The following is a 12916-nucleotide window of genomic DNA, read 5'->3' as shown; positions in this document are numbered from 1 at the left end:
TGACCGACACGCCCAACCGAAGGATCAACCTCGTACACCACGCCCCGGGACTTGACCCCTGCCGAGTGCGTGATCACTCTTGAGGACGCGGAAACCGGACGCGTGCTGTCCAGGTACGACGAAGAGCTCGACATCCAGCCCCGTGATCTGTGGTTTTGGGATGGCGATCCTCGGCGCTCCGAACAGCGCGCGCGCATGATCGCGCGCTACAACGAACTTGTTGCATTGGTGCAGGAGGATGAGGACCGCCCCGACGTCGCAGACATCGTCGCGGAGCTCAGCTGGCTCACGCGCGTCGTGAATGACCAAGACGGCAGGAGCGCCGTCCTCAGCCGCTCGCTGCTTGCTTCGTTCGTGCGTCCCAACCATCCCGAAATCGCAGTCCTCGCCCGAGAGGCGGCTGACGCTCGTGGCCGCATCGCAGGGGTTCCTTCAGCACCCCGCGAACAACGAGCTGCGCCAGTCACTCGCGGACGGCGCCGTTCGGCTCTCCGACGTCCACGCCGCCCTCCTACGGACCGTGTATCGGCTGTTGTTCTGGGCCGTGGCCGAAGACCGTGGCGCGCTGCTGGCCCCAGATACCACCCCCCGACCAGCGGGCGCGCTACCAGGACTACTTCTCCTCCGCCCGCCTGCGTGACCTGGCGCTGAGGCGTCACGGCAGCGGCCACGACGACCTGTGGCAGGCCGCCACCCTCGTCATCGACGCTCTCGGTCGGTCCGGCGGAGAGCCCCGCCTCGGACTGCCCGGCCTCGGCGGCCTCTTCGGCACCACCGCCACCGACGTCCTCACCGGTTGTCGGCTCCCCAACACCGCCCTGCTATCAGCGGTCCGATCGCTGTCGGTGGTGCAACCCAAGGGTGAACCGCAGCGGATGGTCGACTTCGCCCACCTCGGCGCCGAGGAGCTCGGCTCCGTGTACGAGTCGCTGCTCGAGCTCGTGCCTCGCTACGACCCGGTCAGCCACGCCTTCTCGCTGGAGACCCTGGCCGGCAACGACCGCAAGACCTCCGGCAGCTACTACACCCCCTCCGAGCTGGTCGAGCTCGTCCTCGACACCGCGCTCGACCCGGTGCTCGACGACGTCGAGAAGCGCACGCGGACACCCGAGGAACGGGCCGAGGCGCTGCTCGCGCTCAAGGTCTGCGACCCCGCTGTTGGATCGGCGCACTTCCTGGTCGCCGCGGCCCGCCGGATCGCGCTGCGGCTGGCGGTGGCACGCACCGGCGAGCTCGACCCCACCCCCACCGACTACTCCGACGCCCTGCACGACGTGGTCGGCAGCTGCCTCTACGGCGTCGACCTCAACCCGATGGCCGCTGACCTCGCGAAGGTCAGCCTTTGGCTCACCGCCATGACCCCCGGCAAGCCGCTGTCGTTCCTCGACCACCACATCAAGGTCGGCAACGCCCTGCTGGGCGCCAATCCCGCCCTGCTGCGCGATGGCGTCCCCGACGCCGCCTTCACCGCGCTCACCGGCGACGACAAGGACGTCGTCACGAGGTGGCGGAAGGCCAACAAGGCCGAGCGCGTCAACCGCGGCGGTGACGACCTGTTCAGCGGCGACACCGCCGACCTCGACCCCACCCGCGCCCGCGCCGTCACCACCGAGGTCGACCAGGCCCTCCGGAGTGCCGCAACCCTGGACGAGGTCACCTTCGCCGCCCAGCGATACGCCACCCTTGACGACGACTCCCAGACCCAGCGCCACCGGCTGGCCGCCGATGCCTGGTGCGCCGCGTTCCTCGGCGAGAAGACCGCAACCTCGGTCCCGATCACCACTGCCGTCGTGGACGACATCGCGGCCGGCACCGCCGACGAGACCATCCTCGATGCCGTCCGCGCCATCGCCGCCCGGCACCGGCTCTTCCACTGGCACCTGGAGTTCCCCGAGGTCTTCCGCATCCCTGACGAGGGTCCGGTCGGCAACACCTATGGCTGGACCGGCGGCTTCTCGGCCAGCCTGGGAAACCCGCCGTGGGAACGGGTGAAGTTGCAGGAGCAGGAGTTCTTCGCGACCCGTGCCGAAGAGATCGCCGGGGCCACGAACGCCGCAGCCCGCAAGAAGGCGATCGCCGCTCTAGAGAACAGCGAGCGACACGCCCTGTTCATCGAGTTCAACGACGCCAAGCGCCGCTCCGAAGCCGAGAGCCAGTTCCTGCGGACGAGCGGCCGCTACCCCTTGACTGGGGTCGGCGACGTCAACACCTACCAGGTTTTCGCCGAGCACTTCCGCGGCGCCCTCGCGCCCAACGGGCGCAGCGGCATCATCACACCCACCGGCCTCGCGACGGATGCGACCACTGCCGCCTTCTTCGCGGACGCGCTGACGAGCGCCCGGCTCGCGGCGTTCTACGACTTCGAGAACGAAGCGAAGATCTTCGGCGGAGTGGACCACCGGGTGCGCTTCGCGATCTCGAGCATGACGGGTGGCGAGCGCGTATCCGATGTCCAGCTGGCCTTCGTGATCCGGCATGTCGCGGATGTCCCAAGGGGCCGGTTCCGCCTCGCAGCCTCCGAGGTGCTGTTGCTCAACCCCAACACCGGAACCCTGCCCGTCTTCCGGTCCAGAGCGGACGCTGACATCACTCTGAACTGCTACAGGAAGCACCCGGTTCTCATCCGCGACGGCGGCGCCAACCCCTGGAACCTGACCTTCGTACGGCTGTTCGATATGGCAAACGACAGCGGTCTGTTCATGACAGCCGACGACTGTGCCAACGCGGGCGCAAGCTACGACGGATGGGCCTGGGAGACGTCGGAGCGATCGCTGCTGCCCCTGTACGAGGCCAAGATGCTGCGCCACTGGAACAACCGCCTCGCGACGTACGAGAACGCCACCCAGGCCCAGCTCAACGTCGGATCACTGCCGCGCCTGACTCATGAACGCCTCGACGACCCCGGCGCAGACGTGCTCGCCCGCTACTGGGTTGACGAGGACGCCGTCCTCGATGCAGTGCCGGAGTGGTGGGACCGAGACTGGTTACTCGGCTGGCGCGACATCGCCCGCGCCAGCGACTCCCGCACCTTCGTCCCCAGCGCGCTACCGCTTTCAGCGGTGGGGCACAAGTTCCCTCTTGCCTTCCCGATGGACCCGACCCATGCGCCCTTGCTGCAGGCGGTCTGGTCGTCGATGGCGTTCGACTACGTCTCTCGACAGAAGCTCAGCGGGACGGGGATGGCCTACTTCATCGTCAAACAGCTCCCTTGCCCAACCCCCGCGGCCTTCTCCGAGGCCGTGCCGTGGGGGGAGGGCACCCTGGCGGAGTTCGTGCGCCCCCGCGTGCTGGAGCTGACCTACACCAGTCACCGGATGGCCGGCTACGCCCGCGATGTCCTCACCGTCCCCGTTGGTTCGCGCGTCGGTGGCCCGTTCCGCTGGCTGCCCGAGCGCCGCGCCCAGCTCGTCGCAGAGCTCGACGCCGCCATGCTTCACGTCTACGACCTCTCTCGCACCGAGGCCGAGCACGTGCTGGACTCCTTCTTCGTAGTCGCCAAGGTCGAGGAACGCGACCTGGGGGAGTACCGCACCAAGCGACTCGTCCTGGCCGCCTACGACGCGCTCGCCAACGCGGAAGCCAGCGGCGTCCCGTTCGTCTCCCCGCTCAACCCGCCGCCCGGCGACGGTCCCCGCCATCCTGAGCGTCCGACCCCGGCCCGCACTGAGAGGTCCGCATGACCGAGAACCCCAATGCCCCGAGTGCCCGGCCCACGACCGACGGCCCTGACCCGGACTGGCCGGACCGCACGGTGCGCCGCATTCGGCACGCGATGGAGGAGCTCGTCCGGATGCCCGAGCCGGCATCCCAGGCAGAGCTGCAGGACGCCTGCGTCGCCCGTGAACCGCTCACGACGTGGGATCAGAGCCTCACCAACAGCGGCGCCGTCCGGGCCTGGACGAACCTCGGTTGGAACCTCACCACCAACATCGAGCACGCCGGATGGCTGCACGCCACCCGCGACGGGTTCCGCGCCACTGCCGAGGGACGGGCCGCACTCGCCGAGCACCCCGACCCGCAGGACTTCTTCCAGGCCTCGGTCGACCTGTACTACAAGTGGGACGCACTGCGAAAGGCCCCACTGGCTCCTGCTGACCTCCCTTCGACGGCGATCACTCACGGTGGCAGCGGCGTCGTTCATGCCTGCCGCGCCACCGCGCCCGTGCTCGAGGCCTGGCGGCGCGGTGACTCCGCCCTGTCGCCGGGTCTCGACGCCTGGGGAGCCGACGCGGCGGTCGCGCTGCGGGACTTCCTGTCGGCGGAGCCGAACCCCGACGCGACCATGCACGGTCTTGCCCTGGACAAGGCGCGCGTGCTGGCGGCCGAGATGTGGGTGCTGCTGGTGGGGCCGCTCAGCGACATGGTCGGCTCGACCAAGCGGAGCCGGATCCGTGGATCTCTGCTGCGAACCACTGACCTGCCACCGGGCCTGCCGTGGGAGCTGTCCGCGCACCTGGAGCAGGGCTTCGTCCACGCCAGGCAGGCGCTCATCGCCACGCCGTGGGCAATGCTGTCGTCCTGCGCGAATCTGCTGGTGGACTGGCACGAGCAGCCCTCGGACGTCCGTGAGGCCGTCTGGGAGGACCCGTGGGCATTCCGTGACCTCGCCGTGGCAGCACCGAGCGTCGACCCACGTGTCGCGGCGCTCCTGTGCGTCGTCGTCCACCCGGAGTCCTTCACGACCATGCTGCGGCCGGCGGACCGCGCCGCGATCGTCACCGCGCTCGCCACGGATGCCGACGCGTTGACCGACGACGTCGAGAAGGACCTCAAAACCATCACCCTGCGCCTCCAGGCCGAGGCCGGCGGGGCGGCAGTGCGCTACGACCAGGCGCCCCTGCTGCAGGCATGGAGCACCGCCGACGGCGCTCGCGCCTGGCTGGTCCGCGGCGAGGTCGACCAGCAGAACCGCGTGCCCACGTGGATGCGGCAGGGGATCGTGTCGATCACGGTCGGCAAGCTGACCCAACTGCCCAAGGAGCCGACCCAGAAGTCGCTGAGCGACCTGGTCGACGAGCACTACGGCGACCTCCAGGTGGTGAAGCGCGAAGCGAAGAAGCGCGACGTGCTCTCCTTCGCGCTCGGCATGTCCGACGGCGACCTCGTCGCCACCGTCGACGGCGGCGCCCTGCGGCTCGGCGTCGTGCAAGACGAGCCGGCACGGCTGCAGTCGATCGGCGGTATGACACTCCTGACCCGGGCAGTGGCCTGGTATCCAGATCTCGCGCCCGAGGTGAAGTTGCTCCCGGGCAGCATCCGTACGCGCGTGCGGTTCAAGGGCGAGGACGTGCTCGACCTCACCGACCTCGCCGGGGCGCTGGCCGACCTGCGGCCGGAAGAGGAGGAAGCGGAGCGCCCTGAAGACCTGGCCGATCTCGGCGGCCTCGAATCGCCCGAGGTGGTCGAGCCCAGCGAGACCGAAGATGCCCCCGCCACGGCCGAGGGCGCTGTCCTGGCGTGTGACGAGGCGGCGTTGGCTACCCGGCTGCACCACGCGGACTCGTCGTGGGTCTCCGAGCTGATGGTCAGCCTCAACGAGCGGCGGCAGGTGGTGCTGGAAGGGCCCCCCGGAACAGGCAAGACCTTCCTGGTGCAGGCGCTCCTCGATGCGTGCGGGCTCACGGAGGCCCAGTCGGCGCTGGTGCAGTTCCACCCGACGTACTCCTACGAGGACTTCGTGGAGGGGTTCCGGCCGGTGGCGACCTCCGATGCGGGCGGGGCGTCGCTGACGGTGACACCCGGGCCGCTCAAGCGGATCGCGGACGAGGCGCGCAACGCGCCGGGCAAGCCGTTCGTGCTGGTGATCGACGAGATCAACCGGGCCAACATCGCGAAGGTCTTCGGCGAGCTGTACTTCCTGCTGGAGTATCGCGGCGCCGAGGTCGAGCTGCTGTACAGCGCGGGGGAGCGCTTCGCGCTGCCGCCGAACCTGTTCATCATCGGCACCATGAACACCGCCGACCGGTCGATCGCCCTACTCGACGCGGCGATGCGGCGCCGGTTCGTGTTCCTCTCGATGGACTCGGGCGAGCCAGCACTGGCCGGGATGCTGCACGGCTGGTGCGAGGCCACCGGCCGGCCCACCGCGCTGGCAGATCTGCGCGATCGCCTCAACGCCGAGATGGCCAAGCGTGGCCTGGAGTCGGCGCTGGCGTTCGGGCCGTCCTACTTCATGCGAGACAACGTCGAGACACCGGCGGCACTGGACCGGCTGTGGCGGCGCGAGCTGCGTCCGATGCTGGTCGAGCACCACTACGGCAAGCACCAGCAGGTCGACGATTGGTACCCGTTCCCCGCGTGGGTGCGCGACCTCGGCCTGAGTGGTTCCGCTGACACTTCGGTGGCTGAGGCCGGTGCCGACGCGGAGTGACCTGGAGCGGCTGTCGGAGGGACAGGCGCTGTATCCGGTCGACCTCACCACCGCCGAGGCCACAGCGCTGAACACCTCGCAGCTGGTGAAGGCCATCCCGGACGAACTGGGCTGGCGGGTCACGGCCGAGTACTGGGTCGGCTCGGTGGCGCGCGGCGACCTCGTTGTGCGGGTGGCGCCGAAGATCGGCGCGGTTCAGGTGCTGCGGCTGCTGGCCATGGCGGACGGTGCAGCGGATCTGGCGGTCGACGACGAGAAGGTTGGGGTGGCGGACGACGCTGACCTGTCCGCCGTTCTGGCTCGGATGTTCGTACTGGAGGCCGAGCACGCGCTCGCGGCGGGCCCACTGCGGGGCTACCGGACGGAGGACCAGACCCTGCCGGTGCTGCGGGGACGGCTGCGACTGCGGGACCAGTACCTGCGACGGTTCGGCCAGCTGAGCCCGCTGGAGGTCACCGTGGACGAGTGGACCGTCGACACCGCCGAGAACCAACTGATCCGCTCCGCAGCGTTGGCGCTGCTCGCCCTGCCCGGCCTGACCCCCGGGGTGGAAACTGGTCTGCGGCGACTGGACCGGATGCTGGTCGAGGCCCAGCGCCTGGTGCCGGGTGCGGTGCTGCCGGCGTGGCAGCCGACGCGGTTGAACGCGAGGCTGCACGCGCTGCTGGGGCTGGCCGAGCTGACCTTGCGGCACGTGAGCGTGGAGAGCACGGCGGGGGAGACCGTGGTTCACGGGTTCCGGGTGAACATGGCGCACCTGTTCGAGCGGCTCGTGGCGCGACTCCTGGCCGACGTTGACCCGGCCTGGTCGGCGCAGGTCACGCTGCCCCTCGACCGGGGGGAGACCCTCGTCATCCGACCCGACCTGGTGCGCGACGACGGCACCGGGTGGACCGGCGTCGCGGACACCAAGTACAAGGTGCTCGACGAGGCCGGCAAGGTCTCGAACGCCGACATCTACCAGCTTGTCACCTACTGCGCGTGCCTCGGCCTCACCACGGGACACCTGATCTACGGCGACGGTGGGACCGCCCCGCCGCCGTACGAGGTAAGAGGCACCGACGCCGCCATCTCCGTCCACCGGATCGACCTCACCGCGTCGCCAGAGGACCTGCGCGCGGAGGTGTTGGTGCTGGCAGAGAGACTCGGACCGGTAGGGGGCGACCAAGCGCTGAGGATGGTGGAGACCGCGTGAGCGACGACGAGACGGAGGTCGGCACCGAGATCCAGCTGGTGGCCGACGATCACGGCTTGGCTGTGTTCGGGGCGCCCGGCGCTGTCGAGCAGTTCCTTGCCTCGGAGGGTCTGGTGGCGGCGGGGCCGTCGTCGAGGGGGCTGGGCGTGGGTCGCCTCCGCGGACTGCTGTCGACGGGCTCGGCCGCGGCGCAGGCGGGCTCGGCGGTCGCCGCGAACTCGGGCCGCTGGGTGAAGCTCAGCGAGGAGTCGGCCAAGGCGATGAAGAAGTACGGGCTCAGGGAGAGCTCGAAGAGCGGCCTGAAGACCGGGGTGCTCAAGGGTGACAAGGGCCAGGTCAAGGGTTTCGTCGAGTTCGTCCGCGGCCCCGGGGCGGCGCTCACCAACCCGACGATGCTCGCCGGCGCGGCTGGCATCATGGCCCAGCTCGCCATGCAACAGACGATGGACGAGATCACTGACTACCTGGAGCGCATCGACGCGAAGCTCGACGACGTCCTGCGGGCGCAGAAGGACTCGGTGGTCTCGCGGCTGACTGGTGCCGGGATGGCGATCGACGAAGCGATGACGGTCAGCCGAGCCCGCGGCAAGGTCGACGAGGTCACGTGGTCGAAGGTGCAGAACCTGACTACCACCCTCGCCGAGGTCCAGGGCTACGCCTTGGCACAGCTGGACGGGTTGGCGGGCAAGCTCGAGTCCGCTGGGAGAGTGTCCGACATCGCGGACGCCACCTCGGCCGCCGCCGCGACGACCCAGGAGTGGCTGGCGGTGCTGGCACGCACCTTCCAGCTGCAGGAAGGGCTCGACGTCCTCGAGCTCGACCGGGTGCTCGGCGCGTCCCCCCATGAGGTCGACGACCACCGGCGCGGGCTGGAGGCGGCCCGGGCCAAGCGGCTCACGGACATCGGTGTGGCCACCTCGCGGTTGCTGGAGCGGATCGCCACCGCGGCGGACATCGCCAACGAGAAGGTCCTGCTGCACCCGGCCGCGTCGCCGAAGGCGGTGCGTGCCGGCGAGACGGTCAGCGTCTCGATCCTCGACTTCCACGGCCTGATCGGACTCGAGTCGAACGCTGAGGCGGTGGAGCTGCGCCGTTGGTCCGCCGCAGCCGGTGAGGTGCGCGCCCGGGCGATCGAGAGCGGGTCCGAGGGCGTGGGTGTGGTCCGCCGCGGGGGAGGCGTCGCCCTGGGGCGCGTCCGGGAGGGTGCCGGCGGTGCGCGGCGATCTGTGCAGGCGTTGCCTGGCCGGCTGAGGTCTGGTCGAGGTCGAGCGGAAGGCGATGCCGACGACGCTGGGTACTGATGACACGGCAGCAGCGTCTCGAGTGGTCAGGGGATCGTGTCATCGGTGGCGGCCCGGAGCCGCTTCAGGTGTGCGCGAGCTGGAGAGGGGCCGACGTGGTCTAGGTTCAGAGGTGGGTTCAGTGCCTGGACGACCTGTCGCTCCAGATCGCCGAGCGAGGCTGCGTCCGGAGTGATGGCCGTGACGACCCGCAGGTGCGCGAACATCCAGGCGGTCAGCTCCTCCCGGGAGACGGGGTGTTGCATCGCAGCGTCCAGGATCGCACCCAGGGTGCGACGCAGCGTCGAACTGCTGCGCCGCCCGGCCAGGTGTTGGCGCCGGATCCGGTTGACCAATCTGCCCTCACTGGGCTTGCCCGACGGCCACTTGGTGGCGCCGGTCTGGCCGACGTAGACCAGACCCGGTGAGATCTCGACCTGCAGGCCCCGACTGAGGTCGTCGGCACCCGGACCATCGACGAACCAGCTGTACAGGCCCGGCCCGTCCATCACTTCCCGCGCCGTCGAGGGGAGGTCGGCGGGGAGAACCGAGTTCGCCTCCTCTCCGAGGCAGGCGATCCACGCCTGGGGGTCGCCGACGAAGGCTCCGCCGTCGTGCGTCGTCGTCTCACTGTCGCTGGTGGCCTGGGCGTCGTACCAGGTCTGCCACCGTCCCGATGTCAGGCCTTGCAGTGGTCGTTCGATGCGTGCGCCGCGGCGGGTCAGGGGAGCGGTCAGGGGTTCGAGGTAGGCCTCGCAGGCGTGAACCTCGACGATCCGGCCGGTCAGCGGCCCCGCGAGGAGGTCCAACCGAGCTGCGACCCATTCGCCCCACGCGATGCGGTAGTCGCGCGGAGTGGTGGGCAGGTAGCGCTCATAGGGAGCCAGCCATTCGTCGGGGCTGACCAGGCCGTGCTCGGCCGAGAGGATGAACCACGGGACCCCGGATCGCTCCGCGTGGGAGCGCGCCTTGCGGAAACGGGGCGAGACGTACAAGTCCTTCGCTGCGCTGGGCTGAGACGCCTTCGCCTTGCCACAGGCGATGAGCAGCAGGCGCCCGGTCAGGTCGCCTGTCGCGACCTTCTTGGTGGCACCTTCGATCGGGTCAGTGGGGTCGGCCACCGGCGGGTCGGTGCGGCTCTCATCGGTTCGGATCCTGCGGAAGGTGACCGAGACACCCGGTCGCTTCGAGGTGACTGTGAACCCAGCTGACTTCCATGCGCGGGTGTGGGGCCGGTCGCCGCTCCACCACGCCGGGTGGTCCAGGGCCGAGGCCGGCATGCCGCCGACGATGTCTTCCAGCTCGGGCCAGGTGAGCGTGACCGTATCGGCGCTCCCGCGAAGGTAGCCCGCCAAGGCCGACCAGTCAGCTGCCATGGGCTCAAGGTAGCCCGGTGATGACTTCCGGTGAGCGGCCAGCCGATCACCACGACGCCGGGCTGACCACCCGGGCCAACCGGTGGCGGTCCGCTGCCATGCAGGCGAACTGCCGCGGCCCGTCCCTCAGTGCGCTCGGAGGTGAGCTGCCAGGAGAGTTGCGAGAGCGCCCCCGTGTGTCGGCGACGCCGGTCATGATGTTGGCATGGTCTACCTGACGCCCGATGTTCCGCGCTGGGTCCCCCGTGACGAAGCGGCGCTGGCCGATGCCGCCCATTCTGGGCTGCTGGTCGAGAGTCACTACTTTGACCCCAAAGAGTCGATTCCGAGCGGGTCGGGGAAGAACCGTGAGCTGGCGCGTGACCTGGCGTCGTTCGCGGTCGACGGTGGCGTGCTGCTGGTTGGTGTTGCTGAAAGCGAGGACGGCCCACCCGAGCTCGCCCCGGTCCAGCTGACGGGGCTCCCAGAGCGGGTCGAGCAGGTTGCCCGGTCCATTCCGGACCCGCCCATCCCGGTGACCTGTACGGCGATACCGACCACAAACCAGCCGGGCTACGGCTACCTGCTGATCGAGGTGCCGGCGACCGGTACGGCTCCCCACATGGTCGATGGCCGGTACATGGGACGAGGCGACAAGACGAAGACGCAGCTCAGTGACCCGGAGGTTCTTCGACTTCACCAAGCTCGGGCGCACACGCAGGGCGAGATCGCGAAGCTCGTCGACGCGTACGTCGCCCGCGACCCGATCCCGCCGGAGGTAAGCGCTCAGGCGCACGGGTTCGTCCTAGCGGCCCCCGTGCGCCCGCGGCCGGAGATGCTCCTCAACGTTCGCCCGGACGGTCGCTGGCAGCAGCTGCTCCACCAACTGCTCGACCAGGGCGCCCACACGGTGGGCACGTTGCTTGCCAAGGAGTCCCAGTACCGCCCGTCGCTGCGGTCGGTGAGCGAGTTCTCGCGCCGCTCGGACGGGGCCGCGTTGACGTACGGTCTCTCGTCCGCCCGGGAACCCATGGTGTGGGGTGCGGGTCAGCCGTCGATCGAGGATGTCGTCGAGCTCGAGGTGACCGAGGACGGCGCTATCCGGGTGTTGACTACTCGCCTCGGCGACGGCATCGAGGGCCGTGGCCAAGTCGTGTTCGAGGACATCCTTCCTGACCTGGTGCGTCGAACGGTCTCCATGGCGTCCTACGTCTCTGACCTCACCGGGTACCTGGGGCCGTGGATGTTCGGTGTGGCCGCGACGAACATCGCCGGGAAACCGGCATCCGGGTCCGCTCGGATCAACCTCTCAACGATCGGGAGGTTCGGCACTGATCAGCCGGAGTACCGCCGTTACACCGAGGCGTCCAGGGTCGAGGTACAGCAGTCGCCGGGGGCGGTCACCGAACGTCTCGTGGGCAGGTTCCTGCGGAGTGTCGGGTTCGAGAACGCGCCCTCGATCAGGCCTCTGCTCGAAGACCCCATCCCTGACCTGGGCTCCGAGCGGATCGGCCTCTAGGTTCCGTCGCCCCCCAGCCGCACAACGTGAGATGGAAGTTCCTGAACTGAGGACCCGAGGCTGGGCGCCGCGACAACATCCGCGGCCAGATCATCAACCCGACCGCCGGTAGCCACCGTCGGGAGAAGGCTGACGGGCCGTCGAGCAGCAACGCACAGCCACCCCCGGGTAAGCCCGCCGCCAGGGTGGCTGTACGCGTACTCGCGGCCTTCCAGATGCGCACTCATCGACATGAGAGTGCGCGTTTCGAGCACGCGCTGGCAGGCGGCGGTTAGACGCACCGCCCGAGCGATCTGACCACGAGACTGGGCCGGTGAACAGCAACGCAAGCAGGTACCTGATCAACCTCACCGGATTTCGCCTGGCAGCCACCAAGGAGTTCGAAGAGACGGATCCCGCGTATGCCGCACGTCTCTCCGCGACGGACGAGTATGTGGCACACCTGATCTACAGCCTCTCCGGCAACACGATGGTGGAAAACGAGACTGAGCGCTACCTTCACTACCTCCTGGTGACCTTTGTCCGGGGCCACTTCCACGTCACTCACTTCGCGCGAAGCGGTGAACTGCTCGAGGGCGGCGTCCTTTTCCGCCGTCAGATGGAGGTGCTTGCCAGGCTCCACGAGGTGCGAGCGACGCCGGACTTGGCTGCCTTGCTGCGTAAGACACCGAACGTTGGGAGGCTGCAAACGAACCTCAACCGGCTGTACGGGTCCTACTCGGCCATCGCGCACGGCAGCGACACGCGCGAGGGTGATTTACTCGGCACCCCGTTTGGTGAGGACCACGGGGACGCCTATCCGGTGTTCCCTCGATTCACCCGTCACGCCTACGTCCTTGTTGGCCATGTGATCTTCTCGGTACTTGAGCTTCACTTCTGGCTCCTCGAGCACGCGGACGACCTGGGGTGGCCGATCGACAAGGAATGGGTCGAGGATTGGTGGACGCAAAACGTGACCGAACTAGTGCGCCTCCTATAACAGGACCCCTACGACAGCCAATAAGCCTCCGACGGGTAGCACCAGCCCAGCGGTTGAGCTCCTGCAAGCGGCCGCGTTGAGAGCCGTTCTACGACCAGCGGAGCGGCCATTGGCGGCGGAATTGGGGCAGGTCAAGCTGACACCGAATCGTGCAGCAGAGGGACTGCTGCACGGATCGGTGACATCTGATCTGTGGTGCCGAGGGGTGCCGCTGGAAG

Annotated in this window: 7 protein-coding genes; 6 read left to right on the top strand and 1 reads right to left on the bottom strand. The window is 69.0% G+C overall.

The window, feature by feature from the left end; translation table 11 throughout:
- The first annotated feature begins 557 nt into the window (after window positions 1–557).
- From D6B71_RS22145 to D6B71_RS22130, 4 genes are read left to right on the top strand one after another with little or no spacing between them, the layout of a single operon-like run.
- Window positions 558–3680, top strand: coding sequence for an Eco57I restriction-modification methylase domain-containing protein (locus tag D6B71_RS22145; RefSeq protein ID WP_206051920.1), 3123 nt, complete (start codon window positions 558–560; stop codon window positions 3678–3680).
- On the top strand, window positions 3677–6370 hold the full coding sequence (locus D6B71_RS22140) for an McrB family protein (protein ID WP_121258979.1): 2694 nt from the start codon (window positions 3677–3679) through the stop codon (window positions 6368–6370). Before D6B71_RS22145 ends, D6B71_RS22140 begins: the two co-directional genes overlap by 4 nt.
- On the top strand, window positions 6354–7565 hold the full coding sequence (locus D6B71_RS22135; protein WP_121258978.1) for an McrC family protein: 1212 nt from the start codon (window positions 6354–6356) through the stop codon (window positions 7563–7565). The genes D6B71_RS22140 and D6B71_RS22135 overlap by 17 nt, the downstream gene beginning before the upstream one ends.
- Window positions 7562–8866: a hypothetical protein gene (locus D6B71_RS22130; protein WP_121258977.1), complete on the top strand. Its 1305-nt coding sequence runs from the start codon at window positions 7562–7564 to the stop codon at window positions 8864–8866. The genes D6B71_RS22135 and D6B71_RS22130 overlap by 4 nt, the downstream gene beginning before the upstream one ends.
- Window positions 8867–8892: 26 nt before the next feature.
- On the opposite strand, the gene D6B71_RS22125 is transcribed toward D6B71_RS22130, so the two are convergent.
- The gene (locus D6B71_RS22125; protein WP_121258976.1) at window positions 8893–10221 is read right to left on the bottom strand and encodes a DUF6884 domain-containing protein; all 1329 of its coding nucleotides are present in this window, start codon (window positions 10219–10221) and stop codon (window positions 8893–8895) included.
- Between the two features lie 205 nt (window positions 10222–10426).
- Between D6B71_RS22125 and D6B71_RS22120 the strand changes: the two genes are divergently transcribed.
- Together D6B71_RS22120 and D6B71_RS22115 are read left to right on the top strand one after the other, a co-directional pair.
- Window positions 10427–11719, top strand: a complete 1293-nt coding sequence (locus tag D6B71_RS22120; RefSeq protein ID WP_121258975.1) for an AlbA family DNA-binding domain-containing protein — start codon at window positions 10427–10429, stop codon at window positions 11717–11719.
- Between the two features lie 313 nt (window positions 11720–12032).
- Window positions 12033–12698, top strand: coding sequence for a hypothetical protein (locus D6B71_RS22115; protein WP_121258974.1), 666 nt, complete (start codon window positions 12033–12035; stop codon window positions 12696–12698).
- Window positions 12699–12916 lie beyond the last annotated feature (218 nt).

It is taken from the genome of Nocardioides ferulae (assembly GCF_003660455.1).
GTDB classification, from domain to species: Bacteria; Actinomycetota; Actinomycetes; order Propionibacteriales; family Nocardioidaceae; genus Nocardioides; species Nocardioides ferulae.
This window is presented reverse-complemented; position numbering and strand designations above follow the sequence as displayed.

What these genes read in the sequence shown, in the direction of transcription:
- D6B71_RS22140 (WP_121258979.1), top strand. Translation starts at nt 3,677, where the DNA reads ATGACCGAGAACCCCAATGCCCCGAGTGCCCGGCCCACGACCGACGGC.
- D6B71_RS22125 (WP_121258976.1), bottom strand. Translation starts at nt 10,221, where the DNA reads ATGGCAGCTGACTGGTCGGCCTTGGCGGGCTACCTTCGCGGGAGCGCC.
- D6B71_RS22120 (WP_121258975.1), top strand. Translation starts at nt 10,427, where the DNA reads ATGGTCTACCTGACGCCCGATGTTCCGCGCTGGGTCCCCCGTGACGAA.